Source organism: Kribbella hippodromi (genome assembly GCF_039531045.1).
GTDB lineage: Bacteria > Actinomycetota > Actinomycetes > Propionibacteriales > Kribbellaceae > Kribbella > Kribbella hippodromi.
Window position 1 is genome coordinate 220820 of the sequence record NZ_BAAAPH010000006.1, and the last position, 25321, is coordinate 246140.

A 25321-nucleotide genomic window follows, 5' to 3' on the forward strand; every position below is an offset into this window, starting at 1 on the left:
CACTCAACCGGTTGCCGAACACACTAGATCCACCCACCGACAGTTCTTTCCCACGCGGCGTGGGTGACCCGTCGCGTGATACATCTGTCGCGTCACCGCCAGCTGACCGAACGGAGCGGCATGTACCGCAGGATCGTCCTCAAGCTCTCCGGCCAAGCGATCGCCGGGCCGAACGACTTCGGTTTCAGCAGCGACCGGTTGACGCATCTCGCCACCGAGGTGATCGCGTTGCGGGCGACCGGTGTGCAGGTCGCGGTGGTGGTTGGTGGCGGGAACGTGTTCCGCGGCAACCGGGCCGAGGAGTGGGGCATCGACCGGGTCGAGGCGGACAACATCGGGATGCTGGGTACGGTGATGAACGCCGTACTGCTCCGCGGCCGGCTCGCCGCGCTTGGGGCGCACGGGGTCCGGTTGATGACCGCGCTACCGATCGACACGCTCGCCGAACCGTACATCCGGCTGCGCGCGCTGCGGCACCTCGAAAAGGGTGCGATCGTTCTCCTTGCCTGCGGCAACGGACAGCCGTTCACGACCACCGATTACCCGTCGGTGCAGCGTGCGGTCGAGCTGGGCGCCGATGCACTCCTCGTCGCTAAGAACGGCACCGACGGGGTGTACGACGCCGACCCCAACAAGCATCCGGACGCAAAGCGCTTCGACCACCTCACGTACAAAGAGGTCATCGACCGGGGCCTCGGCGTGATGGACCAGTCAGCCTTCATCCTCGCCCGCGACCACGCCCTCCCCCTCCACGTCTTCGACATAGACCACCCCGGCACCGCCACCACCATCCTCAAAGGCACCCCAGCAGGCACCCTCATCAACTAACACGCCGCTGGATGGGCGCGAGGACTGCCGGCTGGCTCACTGACCGACTGACCGAGCATGCAGGGGATCAACCTCGGCCGCGCTCGCAGCGGACAAACGGCAGCTCGACAGGTAGTGCACCCCCGGGACGCCGTACACCCCGACCCCTTCACGCTCAAGTGCACTACCCACCCAACCCATACCTCCTGTCCGCCCGCGCACCCACACATCAGTCACGAGGGACGGATCAACTGAGCTCATAGGTGATGGTGGCGACGTGTGGGTGGAACCAGTCGCCGCCGGCCGCGTGTTCGGCCTGCAGCGCCATCAGCGACCAGAGCATGCGGTAACAGGACAGGGTGTGTGGCGGAACGTCGGTTGGGCCGTACCCGGCGAGGAAGTCGGCGGTCGCGCGCGGACCGGCCATGGAGAACCGCGCCAGGTCGAAGAGCGGGTCGCCGTACGTGGTGTCTCCCCAGTCGAGGATGCCGGTGAGGTGACCGTCCGTCGCATACAGGTGCCTCGGATGGAGATCGCCGTGGAGCAGCACCGGGGTCACGTCTGCGACCGAGTCGATGAACGGCAAGAGATGCTCGCGGGCCCGCACGATCAGTTCGTCCGGCGGCAGGCTGAGGTGAACGCGGATCTCCGGTTCGTGGAGGACAGTCAGGTTGTCCACGGCGGTGCTGAGGGTGGCTTGCCAGTCAGCTGACGGTTCGACCAGCTGGTGCACCCGCCGCATACACGCCCCGGCTTCCCGAAACACCGGTGCGCTGTGGAGAGGAGAGCTCGAGGCGAAGCCGACGGGACGCTCGCCCGACGCCCGCGAGCGACCCGGTACCGAAACCTCACGCAGTGGGGACAGGTGTGCCGGTGGTAGGGGTTCTCCGGCGAGCGCCTCGGTGATCAGGTAGGTCGAGGTGACGGCTACCACCTGCGGTGCGGGGACGTTGACCGAGTGGGCGAGGTTGCAGGCGTGGGCCTCGGCGGGGGCGGTTGTCGTGTGTTTCAGGTAGTAGGTGCCGGTGGGAGTGTGCAGGCGGTGCGTCTGGTTGCCGGCGAAACCGTCGACTGGTTCTGCGTGGGTGATTGGGCCGAGGTGCTGAGTTGCCAGCGTGATGGGGTCGAGCATTGGGGCAGCTTACGGATGGGTGTAGGGGTGGGCTAAATGGTTTGTGGTGCTCCGGGGCGGGTTGGTGTACTCGGGGTGTTCGAGCAGGTGTCAGTTCTAAGGAGTCCGTCATGCGACCTCACTTCATGTCTGTCGCGGAATCCGGTGACGTCTGTTCGAAGGGCATGAAGCTGCGTGGAAGTACTCAATCTTGGGATCCTGGCGCATGTCGACGCCGGTAAAACCAGCCTGACCGAGCGGCTGCTGTACGCGGCCGGGGTGATCGGTGAGGTCGGAAGTGTCGATCGTGGGAGTACCCAGACCGACTCGCTCGCGCTGGAGCGGCAGCGCGGGATCACGATCAAGTCGGCGGTGGTGTCGTTCGCGATCGGGGACCTCACGGTCAACCTGATCGACACCCCGGGGCACCCGGACTTCATCGCCGAGGTCGAGCGGGCGCTGAGCGTACTCGACGGCGCCGTGCTGGTGATCTCCGCGGTCGAAGGCGTGCAAGCGCAAACGCGAGTCCTGATGCGTACGCTGCAACGACTGCGCATCCCGACGCTGATCTTCGTCAACAAACTCGACCGGCGCGGGGCGCAGTACGCGACCGTGCTGGATCAGATCGCCCGCAAACTCACGCCGGCGATTGTGCCGATGGGTGAGGCGACGCACCTCGGTACGCCGGAGGCCGCGTTCAAGCCGATCGTGCAGGAGGACGCGCTGCTGGAGTTGCTGACTGAACACGACGACGACCTCCTGCGCGCGTACGTCGACGGCGCCCAACTCGCGCCCGACGCACTGCACCGCGCCCTCGCCCGGCAGACGTACGACGCGCAGGTCCACCCGGTGTACTTCGGGTCCGCGATCACCGGAGCCGGCACCGACGCGCTGACCGACGGCATCCGCGACCTCCTCCCCCGCGCTCGCACCGACGACGGTCCGCTCGACGCGACCGTCTTCAAGGTCGAACGCGGTCCGGCCGGGGAGAAGATCGCGTACGCGCGCATCTTCAGCGGCACCGCCCACCTCCGCCAACGAATCCACTTCGACCGAGCCAACCGCGGCAAGGCCGAGCCTGGTGAAGCGAAGATCACCGCGATCGAGTTGTACGGCAGCGACGGCAGCACCCACGCGCACACCGCCCCGCCCGGCCGGATCGTCAAGCTCTGGGGCCTCACCGACGTACGCATCGGCGACCGCCTCACCGATCTCCGGAACAAAACTGCCAATAATCGCCACATTGTTTCCGCAAAGGCGACGTTCTTCTCCCCACCCACCCTGGAAACCGTCATCTCGGCCCGCACCCCCTCCCAAAAGGGCAACCTCCGCGCCGCGCTGACCCAGCTGGCCGAGCAGGACCCGCTCATCAACCTCCGCCAAGACGACCTCCGCCAGGAAACGTACGTATCCCTCTACGGCGAGGTCCAAAAGGAGGTGATCGAGTCCACCCTCGCCACCGACTTCGGCATCGAGGTCGACTTCCGCGAAACCACCACGATCTGCATCGAGCGCATCACCGGCACCGGCGCCGCGGTCGAGTTCAAGAAGAAGGACGACAACCCCTTCCTGGCCACCATCGGCCTCCGCGTCGAACCTGCCGCGCGCGACGCCGGCGTCAGCTTCGACCTGGACGTCGAGCTCGGCTCCATGCCGTACGCGTTCATTAAGGCCGTCGAGGAAACCGTCCGCGAAACCCTCCATCAGGGTCTGCACGGCTGGCAGATCCCGGACGCCCACGTGGTGATGACCCACTCCGGTTACTCGGCCCGCCAGAGTCACGCCCACGCGGTCTTCGACAAGAGCATGTCGAGCACCGCCGGCGACTTCCGAAACCTCACCCCGCTGGTCCTGATGACAGCACTCCAGCAGGCCGGTACGACGGTCCACGAACCAATGCACAGCTTCCAATTGGAGATCCCCACCGACACCACCCGCGCCGTACTCGCCACCCTCGCGCGACTCCGAGCGATCCCCCAAGTGCCCGCTCTGGCCGCCGAAACCTCAACGCTGGAAGGCGAAATCCCAGCGGCAGCCGTGTACGAGCTGGAGCAGGCCCTACCAGCGCTGACCCGCGGCGAAGGCGTACTGGAATCCGCCTTCGAGCGCTATCAACCGGTCACCGGCGCCGTACCGGAACGCGCCCGCACCGATCACGACCCGCTCAACCGCCGGGAGTACCTGCTCCGCGTCCAGCGCCGGGTTTGACACCAGGTTTGATGCCCGGTTTGACGCCAGGTTTGACACCGTGGACGACGTTGGCGCCGAGATCCTCATCCGTGACGATCTCGGCGACCAACCCGTACTCGGCCATCACCGCCCGCGCGATCGGCGCCTGCTGATCACTCATCTCGACGAACAGATGCCCGCCCGGCGCGAGCCATTCCGGCGTACCAGCAACCACGCGCCGCAACGTCGCCAAACCGTCCGGCCCACCGTCCAACGTGACCGGCGGTTCGTACAACCGGGCCTCCGGCGGCAGCAGCCGGATCTCGTCGGTCGGCACGTACGGAACGTTCGACAACAGCACGTCGATCCGCCCGCGCAAATCCAAGGGCAACGCGTCGAACAGATCACCCTGGTACACGTCCCGACCGGGAAGGTTCCGCCGAGCACACCGCACCGCCGCCGGCTCAACATCCGCAGCCACCAGCGACACGTCCCGCTCAGCCGCCACCGCGGCGCCCAGCGCGCCCGACCCGCAGCCAAGATCAACCACAACCGCCCCCGGCGACGTCACGCGCAACGCCTCGGAGACCAGGAACTCGGTCCGCCGCCGCGGAATGAACACGCCCGGATCCACCAAGATCCGCAACCCACAAAACGACGCCCAGCCGACCACGTACTCCAGCGGCTGCCCCGCAACCCGCTGATCCACCATCGCGGTCAACTCAGCAACATCCCGCGCGGTCGAGGCGATGATCGCGGCCTCGTCCTCGGCAAACACACACCCCGACGCCCGCAACCGCTCAACCACCGGCCCAAGCTCAACAGAAAGCACAACGCACCTTATCCGGCAGTTGTCCACGGTCCGGCAGTTTGAGGCACCGACCCGCAACCACGAACGTGATCGGCCAGTCGGCAGTTCGACAGGTAGTGCACCCCCGAGACGCCGTACACCCCGACCCGTTCACGCTCAAGTGCACTACCCACCCAACCCGCACGTCCTGTCCACCCGCACACCACCCAACCCCACGACCCCCAGCCACCCACCCCGTACGAACAGCCTCGCACCGCCCCACGACACGCCACCCCCCATCCCCTGCTCGCGTCGGCCCCAAACCGGTTTGGGGCCTCGCACCGCCCGAATCGGACAGTTGCACTCCCCGGTCCTGGTGGTGATCCGCCCCAAACCGGTTTGGGGCGGATCACCACCGCACCACACGTCGCCACGACGGGCTTGGGCTGGGGGCGGGCGGTTCACACGCGAGATCGGGACCGTTGCGGGGTCTCGCATGGCACGAGAGCCGTTAGCTCAAGGCGTTCACTCCGGTGAGTTGTGCGGACACCGTCCACAGTCGCTCGGCCGCGGCCGGATCGATTGCGTATGGCCGGACGCCCGGTGTGTCGTCCGTCGACACCTCGGCTACGTCGCAGTCCTCGAGGAACACGCCGCCGACCTCGTCGAGCTGCGCCGAGGTCGCCGCCCAGACCTGGGTCGCGGCGCCCTGCTCAGGGGTCTTGAAATGCGGGCTCAACAAGTTGCCGTCCGCGTCGATCCAGCCGAGGTCGACCATTTCCTGCTTCGGCAGATGCCGCTGCAACGGCGTCAGGATGCCTCCCGGGTGCAGCGCGTACGCCCGCACGCCGGAGTCCTTGCCCAGGGCATCGAGCTGGACGGCGAACAGTACGTTGGCGGTCTTCGCCTGACCGTACGCCTGCCACTTCTCGTACCCGAGCCGGAACTCCAGGTCGTCCCACCGGATGTCGGAGCGCCGGTGCCCGGTCGACGAGACCGAGACGACCCGGCCGCCGCCGTTCGCCGTCAGCGCCGGCCAGAGCCGGTTCGCCAGCGCGAAGTGCCCGAGGTGGTTGGTCGCGAACTGCGCTTCCCAGCCCGGCCCGACGCGGGTCTCCGGGCAGGCCATGATCGCCGCGTTGTCGATCAGGATGTCGATCGACCGCCCGGACGCGAGGAACCGGTCCGCGAACGCCTGCACGCTCGCCAGGTCCCCGAGGTCCAGCTCGTCCACCTCGGCGAACTCCCCGACGGCCTCCCGCGCCACCTCCGGCCGCCGCGCCGGTACGACGACGTGCGCACCGGCCTTCGCCAGCGCCTTCGTGGTCTCCAGACCGAGACCGGAATATCCACCGGTGACGATCGCCAGCTTGCCGGTCAGGTCGATTCCGGCCAGTACGTCGTCGGCGGTGCTGTCATGCCCGCAACCCGAGCCGAGCTTGTGTTGTGCGTTCATGCTCTTGAGCGTACGAATTAGAGTTCGCTCTAAGTCAAGTGCGGATTCTCGCGGAGCGACTCGGTCAGGCGTTGGAGCGCCGGGTTGGGGTTGTCCGGGTTCCAGCAGGCGTGCAGGGTGACCGAGTGCGCGTCGGCCGCGTCGAGTTCGCGGTACCGGACGCCTTCCACGCCCATGGCCTTGATCGATCGCGGGATCAACGCGCAGCCGAGGCCGGCGCGTACCAACGCGAGCATGGTCGGTACTTGCGAGGCGAGCTGGCTGACCGCGTACCGGTCCATTCCGATCATGGCGGCGCAGATGTCGTGCAAGTACTGCGAACCCTCGGGGCTGTAGCCGATGTAGTCGGCGGTCGCGTCCGCCAGCGCGACCGGTCCGGTGCCGTTGGCCAGTGGGTGTGCGGCGGGTACGGCGAGTACGAGGTCCTCGGAGTGGACCAGCAATGACTCGAAATGCTCTGGGATTGGTGGGCGGACCAGGCCCAGGTCGATCTCCATCTTCGCGAGTGCTTCGAATTGGTCGGGGCTGACGAGTTCGGTCAACTCGGCGGTTACGCCGGGGGTTCGCTTGGCGACCATGGTGAGGAAGTCGGCCAGTACCGCGTACGCGCCGATCGCGGTGAAGGCGAGGCGGAGCGTACCGGTGGTGCCGTCGGCGGCTCGGCGGGTGGCTTCTGGTGCTACCTCCAGGAGGGCGAGTACGCGGCGGGAGTGTTCGAGGAAGACGGCGCCTGCGGCGGTGAGGCGTACGCCCCGGCCGGTGCGGTCGAACAGGCGGACGTCCAGGGCGCGTTCGAGGCCCTGGATCTGGCGGGTGAGCGGTGGCTGGGTCAGGTTCAAGCGCTGGGCGGCGCGGCCGTAGTGGAGTTCTTCGGCGACCGCGACGAAACCGCGGAGCTGCTGCAGCGAGAAGTCCATGCAGGCACGGTATCGGTCAATACGAAATCGGGCTTGGACCTGCATAACGGAAAGCGCCTACCGTCGGAGCACGCCCGACCGCCAAGGAGCCTCCCGTGCCGAAACTCGCCGCACTCATCACCCCGGAACGCGCCGCCGACGTAGTAGATCCCGAAACCCGCCGCCTACTGGAAGAGCACTTCGAGGTGGTGTGGGCAACCGAGGACCACGTCGCAGCCCCGTCGCCGGCCGGGAACTCACCGGCGGCGGAACCGGACACGACGGCGCCGTCGACGGCGGCAAAACCAGCTGCAGCGGCGGCGGCAGAACCAGCTGCAGCGGCGGCGGGGGACGCAGCAGCTTGGTCGGCCGGGAGAGCCCCCGCGACTGGCCGAGCCGACCGACCCGTCGCGAAGCCGGCCGCCCTTGATGCGGCTGCTGTTCCAGAGTTGGCAAAGGGGGCTGACGTTCTGCTGACCAGTTGGGGGACGCCGCGGCTTGGTGGGGAGTTGTGGGTGGGTGGTGGGCCGAAGGCGGTCGCGCATGCGGCAGGCACCGTGAAGAATCTGATCGACCCGGGCCTCCTCGACCAAGGCGTCGCGGTCTTCTCGGCCGGCCCGCGGATCGCCTGGTCGGTCGGCGAATACTGCTTGGCCGCGATGCTCACCCTCGCCCGCCGCCTCCCCCGCTTCGACGGCGCCCTCCGCGCCGGCGGCTGGAAGCAATCAACCTTCCGCGGCCACGAACTGACCGGCGCCAAAGTCGGCATCATCGGCGCCAGCAGCACCGCCCGCGCCCTCATCACCCTCCTCAAACCCTTCAACTGCGACCTGGCCGTCTACGACCCGTACCTCACAACAGAACGAGCAGCCGACCTCGGCGTACGCAAAGCAACCCTCGAGGAAGCGGCCACCAGCCCGTTCCTCACCATCCACGTCCCCAACGTGCCGGAAACCAAAGGCATGATCACCCGCGACCTGATCGAGAACCTCCCCGACGGCGCAGTGGTCGTCAACTCGTCCCGCGGACCAGCCATCGACCAGCAAGCCCTCCTGGACCACGCGCTCAACGGCCGCATCTATGCCGCCCTCGACGTGTACGACCCCGAGCCGCCCACGTTCGACCCGACCACCCTCGCCGCACCGAACCTCCTCCTAACTCCCCACGTGGCCGGCGACACCGAAGAAGGTCATCGAGCCCTCGCCGGCTACGTACTGAAAGACGTCCTCCGCTGGCTGAACGACGGCACCCGCGGACCGAGTTTCGTCGACCCGTCCACCTGGTCGATCGCCGCCTGAAAGGACCGCCGATGTCCCGCATCACCAAGGTCGAGGTCTTCCCGGTCGCGGTCCCGTTCGCCCGCCGGTTCGTGCTCGGCAGCGGCGCGGTCGGCGCGCCCGGCGCGGCGCCGGACCAGGCCGCCGCGGTGATCTTCGTGAAGCTGACCACCGCGGACGGCGTCGTCGGCTGGGGTGAGCAGCGCGCGCTGCCCAGCTGGAGCTACGAGACCGCCGAGACGATGGCGGTCGTCATCCGCCGCCACCTCGCCCCGATCCTGCTCGAACTCACGCCGTACGACGTCGAACTGTTCCACCAGCGCGCCGCGAAGCGCCTGAGTCCCGCGGTGTCGAACGGCTTCCCGTTCGCCCGCGCCGCGGTCGACATCGCCATGCACGATGCCGCCGGAAAGCTGGCCGGCGTACCCGTACACGCACTGCTCGGCGGCAAGCTGCACGACGAGATCCCGCTGTGCTCGGCCATCGGCGTCGGCGACACCGCAACGGTCCACGAACACGCGAAGCAGTCGTCGGACTATCCGGCCTACAAGGTCAAGATCGGCGGCGACCTGGACGCCGACACAGCCGCGATCGAGACCGTCGCGGAGGTCGCCGGCCCCAAACCGCTCTGGCTCGACGCCAACCAGTCGTACCGTCCGGCCGCCCTCAAACAGCTCAGGGATCGTACGGCCCACGTACGCACCATCCACTGCGTCGAACAGCCGGTCCCGAGTACGGACACGCTCGCGATGCAGCGAGTGCGCGGGCTGATCGACCTGCCGATCGCGATCGACGAAGGCAGCTTTTCCGCGCAGGACCTGGCCCGCGCGATCCGCCTGGACGCGGCCGATCTGGTCGTGGTGAAGATCTGCAAGTCTGGCGGACTCCGGAATGCACTGAAGACCGCGCAGACCGCGCTCGCCGGCGGGCTGGAGATCCTCGCCAGCGGTCTCACCGACTGCGGAATCGCCTTCGCCGCCGCCCTGCACGTGTTCAGTCAGCTCGAGCTCGCACTGCCCGCCGAGCTCAACGGGCCGGAGCTGCTGACCGATCTGTATGTCGACGGGCTGACCATCACGCGTTCGCCCATGGCCGTCGCGACGGTCCCCACCGCCCCTGGATTGGGCGTCGAGGTCGACGAGGAGCGAATCCGCGCCGAGTCGATCGACCTGCGCTACCGGTGAGGAGAAGACATGTCCGAACTGTCCCGCCGCGGCTTCCTCGGCCTCGGGGCCGCCGCCGCGGCAGGCACCCTGGCGGGTTGCTCGTCGGGTCCGCCGGCCGGCACCGCCACCTGGTCGATGTGGTCCAGCAGCGCCGCCGAGAAGAAGGTCTGGGCCGACTTCGGCACGTACGTCGAGCAGCAACTCAAGGTCCGGTCCGTCGCGACCCTGACCCCGTCGAACGGCTACCCGACCAAGCTCGACCTGCAACTCGTCAGCGGCACCGCCGGCCTGGTGACCGCGCTGAACGGCACCCTGATCCCGACCTACGCGGCCCGCGGCGCGCACCGTCCGCTCGACGACCTGATCGCCGCCGACCCTGACTTCGATCTGGACGACTTCTACCCGACCAGCCGCCGGATCTCGAGCTTCAACAACAAGACGTACGCGATCGGCTTCGACGTCGCGCCGACGGTCATGTACTACAACAAGGACCTGCTCAAGCAGCAAGGCATCGCGCTCCCGTCGAAGACCGAACCGATGTCCTGGGCAACGTTCCGCGACCTGGCCAAACAACTGACAAAGCCCGGCAAGCAGTACGGGTTCACCTGCGCGCCCGCGATCGACGATCTCGTGTCGTGGATCTACTGCGTCGGCGGCAACGTGATGAGCGCCGACGCCAGCCGCAGCACGCTCCGCGATCCGGAGGCGATGGAGGCGCTCCAGTACGTCATCGGCCTGTTCGTCACGGACCAGGTCACGCCGCCGATCAAGAACCTGGTCACCGAAAGCTCACTGTCCAACTTCCTGCAAGGCAACGTCGCGTTCATGCAGAACGGTCCGTGGCAGGTGGTCAACGTACGGAAGGCGAAGTTCGACTGGGACATCATCCCGTTCCCGGCCGGTGCCGCGGGCAGTACGCCCCGGGTCTCCGGGTCCAGCTTCGCGATCCCATCGGGCGTACGCGACGGTGCGCAACTCGATCTTGCCTGGCGACTGCTGAAAACGCTGACCAGCACCGGCGCACTCGACATCTACGCCAAGGCCGGCCGGAACAACCCGGCGCGGTTGAGCGCGGGCTCCGCGTTCCAGCCGCCGCCGGACAACCTCGGCATCGTGCAGCAGATCCTCGCCGGGAAGCTGGCCGGCGGGCACGCGTTCGATGTCACGACCAACTGGAACCAGGTCAAGCAGTTGCTGGGTCAGGATCTGCCCCGGACGTTCCTCGGTCAGGTCTCCGTCGCCGACGCGATCAGCGGGCTGACGCCGCGCCTGGACATCCTGATGCGGCAGCATCTCGACACCGTCCGCCAAGCCACCGCCAGGAAGAGGTGACCCAATGGCCGTCGACACCGCACCCGCAATCACCGTGGCACCTGCCGCCAGGCCGACGCCGCGCTGGCGCAATCGTGAATCGCTCACCGCCTGGCTGTTCATCCTCCCCAGCCTGATCGGCTTCCTGATCTTCACCGCCGGACCGGTCGTCGCCGCGGGCGTCATCTCGCTGCTCGACTGGAACCTGTTCAGCGCCCCCACCTGGGCCGGTCTGCACAACTTCGCCCGCCTCGGACCGGATCCGACCTTCTGGTCCGCGCTCGGCAACACCGCGTACTTCACCCTGGTCAGCGTCCCGTTGACGATCCTGGTCAGCCTCGCGCTCGCCCTGTTGCTCAATCAGGGACTGAAGCGGATCACGATCTTCCGCTCGCTCCTGCTGTTGCCGTACGCAACCATCACGGTCGCGGTCGCGTTCGTCTGGATCTGGCTGTACATCCCGCACGACGGTCTGGCGAACGCCGTGCTCGGCTGGTTCGGCCTCAGCGGTCCGGCCTGGCTGATCTCTGACACCTGGGCGATGCCCGCGCTGATCCTGATGAGCGTCTGGAAGAGCTTCGGCTTCGGCATGGTGGTCTTCCTCGCCGGACTGCAGGCGATCCCGCAGCAGTTGTACGAGGCCGGCCGGGTCGACGGCACGTCACCGTGGAACAGCTTCCGGCACATCACCCTCCCGATGCTCTCCCCCGCGCTGTTCTTCGTCGTGGTGACCTCGGTGATCGGGTCGTTCCAGGTGTTCGACCAGGCGCTGATCATGACCAACGGCGGTCCGGGCAGCCGCACCACGACGCTCGTCATGTACATCTACCGAACCGGCTTCGAGAACTACGACCAGGGGTACGCGGCGGCGCAATCGCTGGTGCTGTTCGCGTTCATCGTGATGATCACCGCGGGCCAGTTCCTGTTCCAGCGGAGGCTGGTGCACTATGACAACTGACGTACGCCGACGGCTTGTCGTCTTCACCTGCTTCCTGGTCACCGCCGTCACACTCGTACCGGTCGTGATGATGGTGCTGGTCGCGTTCCAGTCCGATGCCGAGTCGATGGCCGCGAAACCATCCTTTTGGCCAAGCAGTTGGCATCCGGAGAACCTGACCCGCGCGTTCGACCTGGTCCCACTCGGCAAGTACCTGCTGAACACCGTCTACTTCGCGGCCGGAACCACGATCCTCGAGACCGTCACAGCCGCCCTCGCCGCGTACGCGTTCGCGCGACTGAACTTCCCGGGCCGGAGCTGGTTGTTCGGCATCTATCTCGCGACCTTGATGATCCCGTCGCAGGTGACGCTGATTCCCCAGTTCGTGCTGGTGGCGAAGCTGCACGGGATCGACACCTGGCCGGGGATGATCCTGCCACACGCGTTCACCGCGATCGGCGTGTTCCTGCTCCGGCAGTTCTTCCTCGGCATCCCCCGCGACTACGAGGAGGCCGCGCGACTGGACGGTGCGAACCGGTGGCAGGCGTTCGTCCGGGTGATCGTGCCGCTCGCGGTCCCCGCGATCGCGACGCTGGCGGTGTTCAAGTTCATCGGCCAGTGGAACAACCTGCTCTGGCCGTTGGTCATCTCGAACAGCGACGCGACGCGGACCGCATCGGTCGGGCTGCAGGTGTTCCAGGACACCAACGGCACCCAATGGAACCTGTTGCTGATGGCCGCGACCGTCACCACGGTCCCGCTGATCGTCCTGTTCTTCCTGACCCAGCGCTGGTTTGTCCGAGGTATCACCATGAGTGGGCTGGGAGGCCGCTGAATGTCGTATCTGTGGTCCGTTTTCACCAAACCGTGGTCGGGGTTGCCGGGCGACGAACTCGGCAAACTGATCGCCGGGATCGGCTTCGCGGGCGCCGAGCTCCCGGTCCGGGAAACCGCGTACGTGACGCCCGCGACCGCTGAGAGTGAGCTGCCGAAGTTCACCGCTCAACTACGTGCCGAGGGCATCGAACCGATCAGCGTCGCGAGTGACCTGTCCGAACCGGTGTTCGCGGCCTGCGCGGAGTCGGGGGTGCCGATGATCCGGATCATGGCCGAGCTCGGCCCGGACGGGTACGCGGCGTCGGTCCGCCGGAACCGCGAGCGGCTGGAGCAAGCCGTCGAACTCACCGAGCGGTACGACGTACACGTCGGCGTGCAGCCACACCACGGACGGTACGTATCGTCGACGCTCGGCGTAATGCAGCTGCTCGACGGACTGCCCAACCACTTCAAGCTGGTCTGGGACGCAGCACATGACGCACTGGCCGGTGATCACCCGGCGGTGACGCTGCAACTTGGCGCCGACCGGCTGGGCCTGGTGAATCTGAAGAACGTCCACTACACCCGTACGAACGGCAACTGGAAAACGCACTTCGTCGAGGCGGAGGAAGGACTGGCGGACTGGCCGGCTGTCTTCGCCGCACTGCGCCAGGTCAACTACACCGGGCCGATCTGCCTGACCGGGCAGTACTCCGATCCCGCCGTACCCGTCGAGGAACGGCTCCGAAAAGATCTGCACTTCGCTGTCACATCCGCCGCGCAGCATCCGTCAAGGGAGTGAAATAGACCAACGGAACCTGATGGAGAACCTCAGATGCAAGCACGGATGACCAACCCCGCCGAGATCCTGCCGGACGCCACCAAGGGCATCCAGAACATCTACAAGGCCATCGGCCAGTCCGGTACCGACGGCAAGGTACTGGAGCTGGTGCACCTGCGGGCCAGCCAGATCAACGGCTGCTCGCCTTGTGTGTTCGGCGGGATCAAGTCGGCGCTCAAGAACGGTGAGACCGACGAGCGGCTGCACCAGGTCGCCGCGTGGCGCGACTCCGACCTGTTCACCGACGCCGAGCGCGCCGCGCTGGAGATGGCCGAGGCGGCGACCCGGCTGGCCGACAACCCGACGGCGGTCAGCGACGAGATCTGGGCCGCCGCGCAGGCGCACTTCGGCGAGAAGGAACTGTCCGCGATCGTGCTGATGATCGCGCTCACCAACATGTTCAACCGCATCAACACCACGGTGCGGCAGCCCGCGGGTGCCACCTGGTAGTCGCTAGCGTGAGAGCCCCGGATGTCGAAACGGCATCCGGGGCTCCGACGTATCCGGGTGAATGGAGGCACGGGATGAAATACATGCTGCTGATCTATGGCAACGAACAGACCTGGAGCACGATGGAGGCCATCGGCCTGGACAAGGTGATGGACCAGCACCGCGAGCTCGGCGCGGAGCTGAAGGCGAACGGCGAGCTCATCGACGGCATCGGCCTGACCGTCACGAACGCGCGGGTGGTGCGGGTCACCGACGGCGTCACCGCGGTCACCGACGGGCCGTTCACCGAGGCCAAGGAAGTGCTGGCCGGGTACTACGTCGTCGACTGCGACCTCGACCGCGCGACCGAGATCGCCGCCCGGCTGCCCGAGGCACCGTACTCACCGATCGAGATCCGCGAGTTCACCCCCACTCCCCTCGACACCTGACCTGGTTCAGCGGGGTCCCGGTGCTACCGTGAAACGTTCGGGCCGTCCAGCACGGAACGGGGATCAGCGCGTGAATCAGTCATTCGACCTTGCCGGGATCTACCGGGATCTGCACGCCCACCCCGAGCTTTCCCTGCACGAGGTTCGGACCGCAGGGATCGTCGCGGCTCAGTTGGAGTCGTTCGGGTACGACGTGACAGCCGGCGTCGGCGGTACCGGCGTGGTGGGCGTACTGCACAACGGCGACGGCCCGATCGCGCTACTGCGTGCGGACATGGATGCGCTGCCAGTCGAGGAGAAGACCGGCCTGCCGTACGCGAGCCGCGTACGCGGAACCGACCCGGCAGGCAACGACGTGCCGGTGATGCACGCCTGCGGGCACGATGTGCACGTCACCTGCCTGCTGGGAGCGGCCCAAGCGCTAGCCGCGGATCGCACCGGCTGGCGGGGCACCCTGCTCCTGGTCTTCCAGCCGGCCGAAGAGCTCGGCCGCGGCGCCCAGAACATGATCGACGACGGTTTGTACGCCCGGTTCGGTACGCCGGCCGTCGTCCTCGGGCAGCATGTCGCGCCGCTGCCGGCCGGGATCATCGGGCTCCGCGCCGGGCCGTCCTTCGCCGGCGCCGACACGCTGCACGTGACCATGTACGGTCGCGGCGCGCACGGTTCCCGGCCCGAGGTCTCCGTCGATCCGGTCGTGATGGCGGCCGCCACGGTGATGCGCCTGCAGACAGTCGTGTCCCGCGAAGTAGCCGCGGCGGACACGGCCGTACTCACCATCGGCTCGTTGCAAGCGGGCACCAAGGACAACATCATTCCCGACGACGCTGAGCTTCAGCTGAGCATCCGCTCCTTCGAACCGCGCGTCCGGGAAACCGTGATGGCAGCCGTCGAACGCATCGTCAACGGTGAGGCCGCCACCGCCGGTGCACCGAAGCCGCCGGAGATCCGGCACGTCATGACGTTCCCCGCGGTCGTGAACGACACCGAGGGAGTTGCGCGGACCAGGTCGGCGTTCACGGAAGAGTTCGGCGCCGGGCGGATCGTGGATCCGGGGCCGGTGACCGGAAGCGAAGACGTCGGCATCCTGGCCTCGGCGGCCGGCGCGCCGTGCGTCTACTGGCTGCTCGGTGGCGCGGACCCGGCGCCCTTCGCCGGTGCTACGGACATCGCCGCGCTGCAGAGCATCATCCAGGACCTGCCGTCGAACCATTCACCGCTGTTCGCGCCCGTACCCGACCCGACGCTCGCGGTCGGCGTCCAGGCGCTGGTCCGGGCGGCCCGGACCTGGCTGCCCCAGCCGTCATGAGGGCAGATGTCTGTCCTCAGGGACTTGCCGGCCTCAGCTGGGCGTTGGACACCTGAGACCGGCGAGCCACTGGTCAGACCGTTTACCTCCGGCCGGGCTTCCTCGACGCGAGGATGACCCCACCTGAGACGGGCTGATCACCCATGCCCCGGCCACCCTGGACATAAACGGTGGCACCTGGCGACGGCGCCGGTGCGCCGTCGCCCAATCGCAGCGTGGTCGTCATGCCGTTGCTCAGCCTGAGCACCGCCACGCGTCGCGGCCGCACCGACGGAATCGACGAGCTCACCTCGTGGATGCCGGTACACACCGCCGGTTGGATCGAAGCTCGTCCGAGCCCTGCGTTGCCGTGACTCCTCACATCACGGCACTGCTCGGCGAGCCTTGTCATCGCTGACACACTTCCCCCTTCTCATCGAGAGCTATCCCCGAGTGATCAAGTAACCCTCGCTGAGAGTGACGACGTTTTCAAGGGATCGTGACCGGAATCCCGTGCGGCGGAACTCCGGTCCGGCGATTCCTGCCGGCTGGTCTACTGACCACCGAAGCCAGTGGTAGCAATTCCCTTGATGATCTGCCGCTGGAAGAACAGGAACACCACGACCAGCGGAAGCGCGGCCAGGATCGCGGAGGCCATGTTCTGCGCGTACTGCAGGCCGTACGCGCTCTTCACCGTCTGCAGACCCACCGGCAGCGTCATCAGGTGCGCGTCGGTGGTGACGATGAACGGCCAGAGGAAGTTGTTCCAGGCGCCGATGAACACGAAGATCCCGACCGCCGCCAGGATCGGCCGCGACAACGGCAGCACAATCGACCAGAACACCCGCAGCCGGCTCGCGCCGTCCACCCGCGCGGCCTCTTCCAGCTCGACCGGGATCTGATCGAAGAAGCGCTTCAGGATCAGCACCATCGCCGGCGCGAACGCCTGCGGCAGGATGATCCCCCAGTACGTGTCGACCAGGTTGAACGCCAGCATCTGCCGGAACAGCGGGACGATCAGCAACTGCGGCGGAATGATGATGGCCGCGATGATCGCCGCGTACAGCCAGCGCTTGCCCTTGAAGTTCACCCGCGAGAACGCGTACCCCGCGAGCGCCGACGTGGCGACCGTGATCAGCGTGATCGCGACCGAGGTGATCAGGCTGTTCCACGCCCAGGACGGGATGTCGCCCGCGGACAGCACCTTCCGGTACGCGTCGAAGCTGAAGCCATCGGGCGGGTTCAAGGTGATCGTCGACGCGCCTGCGTCGGCTTCGCTCTTCAGCGAGGTGAGTACGGCCCAGGCGAACGGGACGAGCCAGGTCGCGGCCAGCACCGCGAGCACCAGCAGCGCGACCATTCTGGACACACTCCACGGGTTTTCGCCCGGCTTGTGCGTTTGTTTGAGGGTCCGGCCCTGGATCCCCCGGCTCAGTGTGTACGTGCTCATGCGGCGCTCCTGCGGTTGATCAGCTTGTACTGCGCCAGCGACACCAGGACGATGAGCGCGAAGAACAGGTACGAGATGGCCGACGAGTAACCGAACCGGTAGCCGGTGAAGCCGGACTCGTAGATGTACTGCACGATCGACCGGGTCTTGCCGGCCGGCCCGCCGTTGGTGAGCATGTAGATCTGGTCGAACACCTTCAGCGACGCCAGGATCTGCAGCATCAGGATCAGCACGGTGGTCGGCGTCAGCTGCGGGATCACGATCGAGAACAGCTGCCGCCACTTGCCGGCGCCGTCGATCGCGGCCGCCTCGAACTGCTGCTCCGGGATGTTCTGCAACGCCGCCAGATAGAGCAGGAAGTTGAAGCCGATCGTCCACCACAGCGTGGTGATCACGACCGAGAGCATCGCCACCTTCGGGTCCTGCAGCCAGGCCACCGGCGCGCCGCCGAACTTCGCCAGCACGCCGTTGATCAACCCGAGCGTGGGGTTGTACATCCAGCTCCAGAACATCACCACGACAGTGGACGCGAGCAGGTACGGCAGGAAGAACGACAGCCGCCAGAGCCAGCGCCCCGGCAGGCCGAGGTTCACCAGCAGCGCCAGCGCGAGCGACAGCACCACCAGCGGGACAGTGCTCAGCAGCGTGAACCACAGCGTGTTGCCGAGCGATTTCCACATGTCCGGGTCGCGCAGGGCCTCGCCGTAGTTCGACAACCCGACCAAGCCACTGCCCGCGCCGGTCAGCGTCTCACCGGTGAAGCTCAGGTACAGGCCGTACACAGCCGGCACGACGAGGAACAGCCCGAAAAGCAGGGCGAACGGCGCCGCGAACGCCCATCCGGTGAGGGTTTCCCCGCGCTTGGCTTTCAGCCAGCCACCAGCAGTCGACATCTGGGTCTCTCCTCTCACACCGGTTGCGGACGGTCGAGCAGCTTGTTCAGCCGCGCCACGAACCCGTCGAACCCGGCCGCTGGGTCACCACTGCCGAGGAACACGTTCTGCACGTTCTCGGAGAAGTAGTTCTGGAAGTCACTGCCGGCGCCGCTGAACCAGACATCCGGGTCGTAGTTCACGTACTCCGGGATGCCCGCGTAGTTCGACTGCGGTTTCAGCGCCTGGTACTCGGCGCTCTTCGTCACCGGCTGGTACGCCGGGATGTGACCGCCGTCGGCCCACTTCACCGAACGCTTCAGGATCTCCGCGACCATCCGGTACACGTGCTTGCGCCGCTCCGGATCGACCTTCGACTGCCGGGGCAGTACGAACGTGTGCGAGTCCGCGTACGCCGCCTGGGTACCGAACAAGGTCGGGATCGGCATCGCGTCCAACGGCAGCTTCGCGTCCTTCAGCGCGGGCAGTTCCCAGACGCCGCCGAAGAACATGCCGCTCTCGCCGTGCAGGAACTCGGCCGTCGCCGTACCGCCGTCGCCGCTGCGGGAGGCGATCTTGTCGTTCAGCAGCGACCGGATGAACTTCAGCGTCTTCACGGCCGCGTCTTCGTCCACCTCGGCCTTCCGGCCGGGCACCAGCTTCATGTCCGCGCCGGTCTGCCGGTACAACGTGTAGAACAATCGCCACATCTGCGAACCGTCGCCCAGGTACCCGTACGACAGACCGTGCTTGCCGGTCACCCGTTGCAGCTTGGTCGCGATCTCGGTGAACTCCTCCGGGCTCTTCATCGTCCGGAGCGCGTCGGTGACGCCGGCCTTCTGCGCGTGCTCGGTGTTGTAGTAGAGCACGAACGGGTGGGTGTCGAGCGCGATCGCGTACGGCTTGCCGTCGTACTGGCACTTCTCCCAGACCCGCGCCGGGAAGTCGCTTTCGTGCAGGCCCACTTCGGCCAGCAGGTCGAGGTCCCACGGTTCCAGCAGCCCGCCGGGCGCGTACCCGGCGATCCGGGACGCGTGCATGATCGCCACGTCCGGTGCCCGGCCGCCGGCCGAGGCCATCGCCAGCTTGGTGTAGTACGGCGGGCCCCACGCGAGCACTGTCTGGGTCGCGCGGAATCCGAGGTTCGCGGCGTTGACGGCGTCCACCAGGCCGGCCATCACCGCGCCGTCACTACCGGTCATCAGGTGCCAATAGCTGAGGTCGGTCGCCGACCGCGACGCACCAGGCGCGCAGCCGACGAGCAACCCGCCACCGGCGAGCGCGGCCGCTGTTTTCAGCAGGCTGCGCCGGGAGAGGTCACTCATTCGGTCTCCTTCGAGAGGCGAACCGAAAATTACATCGTTAGAATGCCCCAGACAAGACTGCGATGTGGGATTTTGTGGAAACGTATCCGTTAGCGTGCGGTACTGGCCCGCTCGATCACCCGGTGTGGAACCATCACGCGGCGCGGCGGGGCCGTCTTGTCCGCCATCCGTTCGCCGAGCAGATCGAGCGCGGCCGCGACGAACTCACGCCGGTCGAAGTCGATCGTGGTCAGCGGCGGAATCATGAACTGACTCTCGAGAATGTTGTCGAACCCGGCCACCAGCGTCTGCTCCGGCACCCGGATGCCCGCGCTCCACAGCGCCGCCAGCGCCCCGGAGGCCATCGAGTCGGTGAAGCAGAAGAACGCGTCCGGCAACTCGTGGTCGGCCAGGTACTTCCCGACCACGGTCGCCGCACCCTCTGGCCGCCAGCGGTCCAGGCTGATCTCCAGCACCGGATCGACCGGTACGCCGGCCGCCGCGAGCGCCTCGCGGTACCCGGCGGTCCGCAGCCGCGACGCCGCCGTGCCTGGTTCGCCCTCGGAAGATCCGGCCAGTACGCCCGCGCCGCTCGATCCACGGGGGATCTCGGGCGTACCGACAACGGCGATCCGGCGGCAGCCGCGGTCGAGCAAATGTTTGGTCATGTCGCGCGCGGCCGCCACGTTGTCGATCGCGACCTGGCTGACCAGGTCCTGGTCGACATCGCCGATCAGGACGAGCGGCGGCAGCGGCCCCGCGGACAGAACCGCGCTGTCGTCGAGGTTCACCGGGTTCAGGATCAGGCCGTCGACCAGGTACGCCCGCGCTTTGGAGAGCAGCTCGAACTCACGCTTCGGCTCGGCGGCGGTCTGCTCGATCTGCACCCCCCAGCCGCGTTCGTGCGCGAGCTCGACGACCAGGTGGACGATCTCGGCCGAGTACGGGCGGAGCAGGTCCGGCAGTGCGAGCGCGATCATCCCGGTCCGGCCGTTGCGCAGGCCGCGGGCGCTCATGTTCGGCACGTAGTCGAGCTCGGCCAGCGCGCTCTCCACCCGGGCGCGGGTGTCCGGCCGGACGAAGACGACGCCGTTGATCACGTTCGACACCGTCTTCGGTGACACCCCGGCCAGCTTGGCCACATCTTTGACAGTCGGACGCATACCGGCCATTGTCACACCTGGCCACCGAGTGGATCAGCAGCTCGACAGGAGGTGTCGCCGCCGGCGGTGCACCCGCCCGCTCACCCCCGCCCGCGTTCGGGCGAAGTGGACGTATACGTACTGTCGAGCTGCCGGTTAGCGGGTGGTCAGGGCGCCGCCGTTGACGTGCAGGACCTGGCCGGTGAGGTGGCGGGCGGCCGGGGAGGCGAGGAAGTGGATGGTGGCGGCGATGTCGGCGACCTCGCCCTCGCGCTTGGTGAGCGTTGCCTGGAGCAACGTCTCGCGTCGCTCGTCGCTCAGCTGACCCTGGAAGAACTCGGTGCCGGCGGTGAAGCCGGGCGCGACCACGTTGGACGTGATGCCGCGGGGGCCGAGCTCGGCGGCTACCTCGGCATTCCACAGGGCCAAGCCGGCCTTGGAGGCGCCGTACGAGCCGGGGCCGCGCGCGCCGGCGATCGACCCGAGATGGACGACTGCGGTGGTCAAGCGTGGCGCGAGGGCCGCTGTGGTCAGCACAGCACTGATCAGGTTGGCTTCCAGGTTGGCCAGCCAGCTCGACTTCAGCTGAGCCAGCTCGCCGCCCGCAGGTTCGGAAAGGTCGCCGCCCGTGCGGCTGAAGTCGGTGTTGCCGCCGGCGTTGTTGACGAGCACATCCACCTTTTCCGGCAGTTCGGTGAGCAGTTGCTGCACCTGCTCGGGGTCGGTCGCATCGCACACCACTCCCCTGGCCCCCAGCTCGGCCGCCGCCTTCGCCAGGACGTCGGCGCGCCGCCCGGTGATCACCACCTCGTCACCATCGGCCCGAAACTGCTCCGCGGTCGCCCGCCCGATACCGGTCGCTCCCCCGGTCACCACGATCGTACGCATAGTCATCTCCAACGTTTAGCTCTAAATGTTTAGCCCTAAACGTAGCATGGAGAACGTGACGGACAACTACCCCCTCGATTCCCCGAACACGTACCCGGCGGCGGAGATCGCCCACGCCTGGCAGCGCGAGCGCCCCGGTACGCCGACCGACTCGATCGAGATCGTCACGCCACTGTGGCGGCTGGCGAAACTGTTCGCCGACGACCGCCGCCGCGTACTGGCCGACGCGGGCATCGACCCGGCGACCCTGGATCTGCTCAGCGTGCTGCGTCGCGCCGGCGCTCCGTACGAGGTCAGCACGCGCGAGCTCGCCCGTCGTACGCTCGTCACCGCTGGAGCGATCTCGCAGCGGGTCGCACGGGCCGAGGACGCCGGTCTGGTCACTCGCCGGGGCGCCGACGACGGCACCCGCGCGGTCCTCGTCACGCTCACCCCGGACGGCCACGACCTGATCGAACGCACCGTCGACCAGGTCCTCACCCGTGAGTCCGAACTCGTCGCGTCACTCTCCCCCGACGCCCGCACCCAGCTCGCCGGACAGCTCCAGGAACTGCTCGACCAGGTCGCGCGCGTGGCCCGCCAACCTTCCTCCGACTCTTGAAGCTTTTGGCCGCCGTCCCCGCTGGCTAGATGAGTCAAACTGCCTATGAACGGTTCAATGAGACCATTGAAGGATGCTTCCTGCTGACAGCCATGACGTCATCCAGGTGCGCGGCGCCCGCGAGAACAACCTCAGCGGCGTCTCGCTCGACATCCCGAAACGCCGGCTCACCGTCTTCACCGGGGTCTCCGGCTCCGGCAAGTCCACCCTCGTCTTCGACACCATCGCCGCCGAGTCGCAGCGGCTGATCAACGAGACGTACACCGCCTTCGTCCAGAATTTCATGCCCAGTCTCGGCCGGCCGGACGTGGACGCGCTGCGGAACCTGTCCGCCGCCATCATCGTCGACCAGGAGCGGATCGGCGCCAACGCCCGCTCGACGGTCGGCACCGCGACCGACGCGCACACCATGCTCCGGGTGCTGTTCAGCCGGGCCGGCACTCCGTACGCGGGTCCGCCGGGAGCGTTCAGCTTCAACCGGGTCGAAGGCATGTGCCCGGCCTGCGAAGGGCTCGGCCGGACCACCGAGTTCGACCTCGACGAGCTGGTGGACGTCGAGAAAAGTCTCAACCAAGGCGCGATCAAGGCCCCCGGCTACGCAGTCGACAGCTGGTACTGGCAGCTGACGGCGACCTCCGGCCTGTTCGACGCCGAGCTGCCGCTGAAGGACTACCCGGCCGAGGCCTGGCGGCAGTTCCTGTACCAGGAGCCGATGAAGGTGAAGGTCGGGAAGAGCAATCTGACCTTCGAGGGCCTGATCAGCAAGCTCAAGCGGCAGTACTTGAGCAAGGACATCCAGTCGATGCAGAGCCACGCCCGGGCGTTCGCCGAGCGGGCGATCCGGCAGCAGACGTGCTCGGCCTGTGGCGGGGCCAGGCTGAACGAGGCGGCCCGGAGTGTGACGGTCGACGGCCGGACCATCGGCGAATGCTCCGCGATGCAGATCAGTGACCTCGCCGAGTTCGTTGCCGGGGTCAACCATCCCGGCGTCGGGCCGATGCTCGACGGGCTCCGGCAGCTGCTGGAGTCGTTCGTGACGATCGGTCTCGGGTACCTCAGCCTCGATCGCGAATCCTCGACGCTGTCCGGCGGCGAGGCGCAGCGGGTGAAGCTCGTACGCCATCTCGGATCCAGCTTGAGCGACGTCACGTACGTCTTCGACGAGCCGACCGTCGGGCTGCATCCGCATGACATCCAGCAGATGAACGATCTCCTGCTGCAACTGCGCGACAAGGGCAACACCGTGCTGGTGGTCGAGCACAAACCGGAGACGATCCGGATCGCCGACCACATCGTCGACCTCGGGCCGGGCGCGGGGATGAACGGCGGCCGGCTCTGCTACTCCGGCGATCTGGCCGGGCTGAAGGTCTCCGGCACGCTGACCGGCAAGTACCTGGATCATCGGGTGAGCGTGCGGGACGAAGTACGCCGCCCGACCGGGAAGCTGTCCATCGACAACGCCACCCTGCACAACCTGCAGAACGTCAGCGTGGACGTGCCGCTCGGCGTACTGACCGTGGTGACCGGGGTCGCCGGATCCGGGAAGAGCTCACTGATCCACGGGTCACTGGCCGGGCGGGACGGGGTGATCATCGCTGGCCAGGAACCGATCCGCGGGTCGAAGCGCAGCAACCCCGCCACGTACACGGGACTGCTCGACCCGATCCGGGCCGAGTTCGCGAAGGCGAACAAGGTGAAGCCCGGTCTGTTCAGCGCCAACTCGGTCGGCGCCTGCCCGACGTGCAAGGGCATCGGGCTGGTGTACACCGATCTCGCCATGATGGCGGAAGTGGCGTCGGTCTGCGAGGACTGCAACGGCGCCCGGTTCACTCCGGAAGTACTCGAATACCGGCTGCGTGGGAAGAACATCAGCGAGGTCCTGCGGATGACCGTCGCCGAGGCGCGGGAGTTCTTCCAGCGCGGTACGTCCCGGACGATTCTGGATCGGCTGGCGACGGTCGGGCTCGGGTACGTCGGCCTCGGCCAGCCGTTGACGACCTTGTCCGGCGGTGAACGGCAGCGGCTGAAACTGGCGATCAACATGGGCCGGACCGGCTCGATCTACATCCTCGACGAGCCGACCACCGGGCTGCACCTGGCCGACGTCGACCAGTTGCTCGGGATGCTGGACACCCTGGTCGACGACGGCAACACGGTGATCGTGATCGAGCACCACCAGGCGGTGATGGCGCACGCCGACTGGCTGATCGACGTCGGGCCGGGAGCGGGTCATGACGGCGGGCGGATCGTCTTCGAGGGCACGCCCGCCGATCTGGTGGAGAGCAGCCCGACGGTCACTGCCGAGCACCTGCGCGAGTACGTGTCAGCCGGCCAACTCGGCGGCGAGGGCCTCGATCAGGTCGTGCCAGGCCGCTAGGTGATCGGCGGCGGGGCCCGTCTGGGTGAGCACCAGGCGGGCTCCGCCGTTGCCGTCACGAAGGGTCCAGCTGACCTCGCCACCGTTGCTGCCGTAGACCAGCTTGAGCGGCTCCTGCACCGTACTCACCACGCCCGGCTCGATGCCCTTGGCAACAAAGCCGCTCGGCGGTTGACTGCCCGCGGTGGCCGGCTGTGCACCGCACAGCACCTGCCAGACCGTTTCCTTCGGCTTGACCAGTTGGCGCTCGAACCGTACGTCGCCGTCGTCGGTCAGCGCGCCTTCGTCCAGGCCGAACACCTTCGCGAAGTGCTCATGGAGTACGCGGTAGTCCTGCTCCGGAACGGTGTCGCCCAGGACCCGCTGGAGGGCGTCGAAGCACAGCGTCCACCCGCCGGCGAAGCTGCCCGAACCCGGCCGGTCGTCGTACGTCGCGGTCAGGTGCAAGGTGCAACCGGCGTCGGTCGGCGTCAGCTCCCAACGCAGCAGCTCCTCGCCCCACGTGTACTCGAGCAGCGTCGGCGGCTCGTACGCGCGGATCACGCCGGCGGTTTGCAGCGCCACCGGCGCGCCGGGGTCATCGGGATCACTGGGGAACGAGAACACCATCGGGCCGTCCAGCCGCAGGTCCACTTCGACCGCGGCCGGGAACCACCCGGACAGCTGCTTCGGATCGGTGATCGCCCGCCAGACCTTCTCCATCGGGTGCGGCAACTCCCGCCGCATCCTCAGCACGGTCCGGCCACTCTCGGAACTCAGCGTCTCGGTGCTCATGAACCTATATATACCGTCTCAGGCATATACGATCAAGTATTCCTGTTCAGGCACGTACGCCGGGCGGGTCCCCCCGCCCGGCGTACGACGTCGGCCACCCCTCCGGGGCCGGCCTCGTTCACCGGACGCACCACCACCTCAGCATGACACCACGAAGTGGGCGGGTCCGC

At 67.3% G+C, this 25321-nt stretch carries 24 protein-coding genes; 14 read left to right on the forward strand and 10 right to left on the reverse strand.

Going from position 1 to position 25321, the window contains the following annotated elements; all coding sequences use genetic code 11:
- The first annotated feature begins 120 nt into the window (after window positions 1–120).
- The gene (gene pyrH / locus ABD260_RS11685) at window positions 121–828 is read left to right on the forward strand and encodes a UMP kinase (protein WP_344233450.1); all 708 of its coding nucleotides are present in this window, start codon (window positions 121–123) and stop codon (window positions 826–828) included.
- 226 nt (window positions 829–1054) lie between these two features.
- Here the strand turns inward: pyrH and ABD260_RS11690 are convergent, their stop codons facing one another.
- Window positions 1055–1939: a phosphotransferase family protein gene (locus tag ABD260_RS11690; RefSeq protein WP_344233451.1), complete on the reverse strand. Its 885-nt coding sequence runs from the start codon at window positions 1937–1939 to the stop codon at window positions 1055–1057.
- 174 nt (window positions 1940–2113) lie between these two features.
- Between ABD260_RS11690 and ABD260_RS11695 the strand changes: the two genes are divergently transcribed.
- Window positions 2114–4126, forward strand: coding sequence for a GTP-binding protein (locus ABD260_RS11695; protein ID WP_344233452.1), 2013 nt, complete (start codon window positions 2114–2116; stop codon window positions 4124–4126).
- On the opposite strand, the gene ABD260_RS11700 is transcribed toward ABD260_RS11695, so the two are convergent.
- From ABD260_RS11700 to ABD260_RS11710, 3 genes are all read right to left on the reverse strand, one after another.
- Window positions 4083–4919: a putative protein N(5)-glutamine methyltransferase gene (locus tag ABD260_RS11700; RefSeq protein ID WP_344233453.1), complete on the reverse strand. Its 837-nt coding sequence runs from the start codon at window positions 4917–4919 to the stop codon at window positions 4083–4085. The genes ABD260_RS11695 and ABD260_RS11700 overlap by 44 nt on opposite strands.
- Window positions 4920–5388: 469 nt before the next feature.
- Window positions 5389–6333, reverse strand: coding sequence for an SDR family NAD(P)-dependent oxidoreductase (locus ABD260_RS11705; protein ID WP_344233454.1), 945 nt, complete (start codon window positions 6331–6333; stop codon window positions 5389–5391).
- A 29-nt stretch (window positions 6334–6362) separates the two neighbouring features.
- Window positions 6363–7250, reverse strand: coding sequence for a LysR substrate-binding domain-containing protein (locus tag ABD260_RS11710; protein ID WP_344233455.1), 888 nt, complete (start codon window positions 7248–7250; stop codon window positions 6363–6365).
- A 95-nt stretch (window positions 7251–7345) separates the two neighbouring features.
- Here ABD260_RS11710 and ABD260_RS11715 point away from each other — a divergent pair, with 95 nt between their 5' ends.
- From ABD260_RS11715 to ABD260_RS11760, 10 genes are all read left to right on the forward strand, one after another.
- Window positions 7346–8527, forward strand: coding sequence for a hydroxyacid dehydrogenase (locus tag ABD260_RS11715; protein WP_344233456.1), 1182 nt, complete (start codon window positions 7346–7348; stop codon window positions 8525–8527).
- 11 nt (window positions 8528–8538) lie between these two features.
- Window positions 8539–9690 (forward strand): mandelate racemase/muconate lactonizing enzyme family protein, encoded by a 1152-nt coding sequence (locus ABD260_RS11720; RefSeq protein WP_344233457.1) that lies wholly within the window; start codon window positions 8539–8541, stop codon window positions 9688–9690.
- 9 nt (window positions 9691–9699) lie between these two features.
- A complete protein-coding gene (locus tag ABD260_RS11725; protein ID WP_344233458.1) occupies window positions 9700–11004 on the forward strand; it encodes an ABC transporter substrate-binding protein in 1305 nt (434 codons plus the stop codon).
- Window positions 11005–11008: 4 nt separating this feature from the next.
- On the forward strand, window positions 11009–11941 hold the full coding sequence (locus ABD260_RS11730; RefSeq protein WP_344233459.1) for a carbohydrate ABC transporter permease: 933 nt from the start codon (window positions 11009–11011) through the stop codon (window positions 11939–11941).
- Window positions 11931–12755 (forward strand): carbohydrate ABC transporter permease, encoded by an 825-nt coding sequence (locus tag ABD260_RS11735; protein WP_344233460.1) that lies wholly within the window; start codon window positions 11931–11933, stop codon window positions 12753–12755. The genes ABD260_RS11730 and ABD260_RS11735 overlap by 11 nt, the downstream gene beginning before the upstream one ends.
- On the forward strand, window positions 12756–13538 hold the full coding sequence (locus ABD260_RS11740) for a sugar phosphate isomerase/epimerase family protein (protein ID WP_344233461.1): 783 nt from the start codon (window positions 12756–12758) through the stop codon (window positions 13536–13538).
- A 33-nt stretch (window positions 13539–13571) separates the two neighbouring features.
- The gene (locus tag ABD260_RS11745) at window positions 13572–14027 is read left to right on the forward strand and encodes a carboxymuconolactone decarboxylase family protein (protein ID WP_344233462.1); all 456 of its coding nucleotides are present in this window, start codon (window positions 13572–13574) and stop codon (window positions 14025–14027) included.
- 74 nt (window positions 14028–14101) lie between these two features.
- The gene (locus ABD260_RS11750) at window positions 14102–14455 is read left to right on the forward strand and encodes a YciI family protein (RefSeq protein WP_344233463.1); all 354 of its coding nucleotides are present in this window, start codon (window positions 14102–14104) and stop codon (window positions 14453–14455) included.
- Window positions 14456–14525: 70 nt separating this feature from the next.
- Window positions 14526–15764 carry an amidohydrolase gene (locus ABD260_RS11755; RefSeq protein WP_344233464.1) on the forward strand — a complete coding sequence of 413 codons (1239 nt, stop codon included), beginning with the start codon at window positions 14526–14528 and terminating at the stop codon, window positions 15762–15764.
- A gap of 224 nt (window positions 15765–15988) precedes the next feature.
- On the forward strand, window positions 15989–16117 hold the full coding sequence (locus ABD260_RS11760; RefSeq protein WP_272956405.1) for a hypothetical protein: 129 nt from the start codon (window positions 15989–15991) through the stop codon (window positions 16115–16117).
- 179 nt (window positions 16118–16296) lie between these two features.
- Here the strand turns inward: ABD260_RS11760 and ABD260_RS11765 are convergent, their stop codons facing one another.
- From ABD260_RS11765 to ABD260_RS11785, 5 genes are all read right to left on the reverse strand, one after another.
- Window positions 16297–17193 (reverse strand): carbohydrate ABC transporter permease, encoded by an 897-nt coding sequence (locus ABD260_RS11765; RefSeq protein ID WP_344233465.1) that lies wholly within the window; start codon window positions 17191–17193, stop codon window positions 16297–16299.
- Window positions 17190–18086 (reverse strand): carbohydrate ABC transporter permease, encoded by an 897-nt coding sequence (locus ABD260_RS11770; protein ID WP_344233466.1) that lies wholly within the window; start codon window positions 18084–18086, stop codon window positions 17190–17192. The genes ABD260_RS11765 and ABD260_RS11770 overlap by 4 nt, the downstream gene beginning before the upstream one ends.
- A gap of 14 nt (window positions 18087–18100) precedes the next feature.
- Entirely contained in the window at window positions 18101–19390 is a 1290-nt protein-coding gene (locus ABD260_RS11775; protein WP_344233467.1) for an extracellular solute-binding protein, read from the reverse strand.
- Between the two features lie 89 nt (window positions 19391–19479).
- Window positions 19480–20532, reverse strand: coding sequence for a LacI family DNA-binding transcriptional regulator (locus ABD260_RS11780; RefSeq protein WP_344233468.1), 1053 nt, complete (start codon window positions 20530–20532; stop codon window positions 19480–19482).
- Between the two features lie 135 nt (window positions 20533–20667).
- Window positions 20668–21405 (reverse strand): SDR family NAD(P)-dependent oxidoreductase, encoded by a 738-nt coding sequence (locus ABD260_RS11785; RefSeq protein WP_344233469.1) that lies wholly within the window; start codon window positions 21403–21405, stop codon window positions 20668–20670.
- Between the two features lie 49 nt (window positions 21406–21454).
- Between ABD260_RS11785 and ABD260_RS11790 the strand changes: the two genes are divergently transcribed.
- Window positions 21455–22000: a MarR family winged helix-turn-helix transcriptional regulator gene (locus ABD260_RS11790; RefSeq protein ID WP_344233470.1), complete on the forward strand. Its 546-nt coding sequence runs from the start codon at window positions 21455–21457 to the stop codon at window positions 21998–22000.
- Window positions 22001–22073: 73 nt separating this feature from the next.
- Window positions 22074–24377, forward strand: coding sequence for an ATP-binding cassette domain-containing protein (locus ABD260_RS11795; RefSeq protein ID WP_344233471.1), 2304 nt, complete (start codon window positions 22074–22076; stop codon window positions 24375–24377).
- On the opposite strand, the gene ABD260_RS11800 is transcribed toward ABD260_RS11795, so the two are convergent.
- A complete protein-coding gene (locus ABD260_RS11800; RefSeq protein ID WP_344233472.1) occupies window positions 24324–25151 on the reverse strand; it encodes an SRPBCC family protein in 828 nt (275 codons plus the stop codon). The genes ABD260_RS11795 and ABD260_RS11800 overlap by 54 nt on opposite strands.
- Window positions 25152–25321: the final 170 nt, after the last annotated feature.

What these genes read in the sequence shown, in the direction of transcription:
- pyrH (WP_344233450.1), top strand. Translation starts at nt 121, where the DNA reads ATGTACCGCAGGATCGTCCTCAAGCTCTCCGGCCAAGCGATCGCCGGG.
- ABD260_RS11690 (WP_344233451.1), bottom strand. Translation starts at nt 1,939, where the DNA reads ATGCTCGACCCCATCACGCTGGCAACTCAGCACCTCGGCCCAATCACC.
- ABD260_RS11705 (WP_344233454.1), bottom strand. Translation starts at nt 6,333, where the DNA reads ATGAACGCACAACACAAGCTCGGCTCGGGTTGCGGGCATGACAGCACC.
- ABD260_RS11710 (WP_344233455.1), bottom strand. Translation starts at nt 7,250, where the DNA reads ATGGACTTCTCGCTGCAGCAGCTCCGCGGTTTCGTCGCGGTCGCCGAA.
- ABD260_RS11720 (WP_344233457.1), top strand. Translation starts at nt 8,539, where the DNA reads ATGTCCCGCATCACCAAGGTCGAGGTCTTCCCGGTCGCGGTCCCGTTC.
- ABD260_RS11725 (WP_344233458.1), top strand. Translation starts at nt 9,700, where the DNA reads ATGTCCGAACTGTCCCGCCGCGGCTTCCTCGGCCTCGGGGCCGCCGCC.
- ABD260_RS11730 (WP_344233459.1), top strand. Translation starts at nt 11,009, where the DNA reads ATGGCCGTCGACACCGCACCCGCAATCACCGTGGCACCTGCCGCCAGG.
- ABD260_RS11735 (WP_344233460.1), top strand. Translation starts at nt 11,931, where the DNA reads ATGACAACTGACGTACGCCGACGGCTTGTCGTCTTCACCTGCTTCCTG.
- ABD260_RS11740 (WP_344233461.1), top strand. Translation starts at nt 12,756, where the DNA reads ATGTCGTATCTGTGGTCCGTTTTCACCAAACCGTGGTCGGGGTTGCCG.
- ABD260_RS11745 (WP_344233462.1), top strand. Translation starts at nt 13,572, where the DNA reads ATGCAAGCACGGATGACCAACCCCGCCGAGATCCTGCCGGACGCCACC.
- ABD260_RS11750 (WP_344233463.1), top strand. Translation starts at nt 14,102, where the DNA reads ATGAAATACATGCTGCTGATCTATGGCAACGAACAGACCTGGAGCACG.
- ABD260_RS11760 (WP_272956405.1), top strand. Translation starts at nt 15,989, where the DNA reads ATGCCGTTGCTCAGCCTGAGCACCGCCACGCGTCGCGGCCGCACCGAC.
- ABD260_RS11765 (WP_344233465.1), bottom strand. Translation starts at nt 17,193, where the DNA reads ATGAGCACGTACACACTGAGCCGGGGGATCCAGGGCCGGACCCTCAAA.
- ABD260_RS11770 (WP_344233466.1), bottom strand. Translation starts at nt 18,086, where the DNA reads ATGTCGACTGCTGGTGGCTGGCTGAAAGCCAAGCGCGGGGAAACCCTC.
- ABD260_RS11775 (WP_344233467.1), bottom strand. Translation starts at nt 19,390, where the DNA reads ATGAGTGACCTCTCCCGGCGCAGCCTGCTGAAAACAGCGGCCGCGCTC.
- ABD260_RS11780 (WP_344233468.1), bottom strand. Translation starts at nt 20,532, where the DNA reads ATGCGTCCGACTGTCAAAGATGTGGCCAAGCTGGCCGGGGTGTCACCG.
- ABD260_RS11785 (WP_344233469.1), bottom strand. Translation starts at nt 21,405, where the DNA reads ATGACTATGCGTACGATCGTGGTGACCGGGGGAGCGACCGGTATCGGG.
- ABD260_RS11795 (WP_344233471.1), top strand. Translation starts at nt 22,074, where the DNA reads ATGCTTCCTGCTGACAGCCATGACGTCATCCAGGTGCGCGGCGCCCGC.
- ABD260_RS11800 (WP_344233472.1), bottom strand. Translation starts at nt 25,151, where the DNA reads ATGAGCACCGAGACGCTGAGTTCCGAGAGTGGCCGGACCGTGCTGAGG.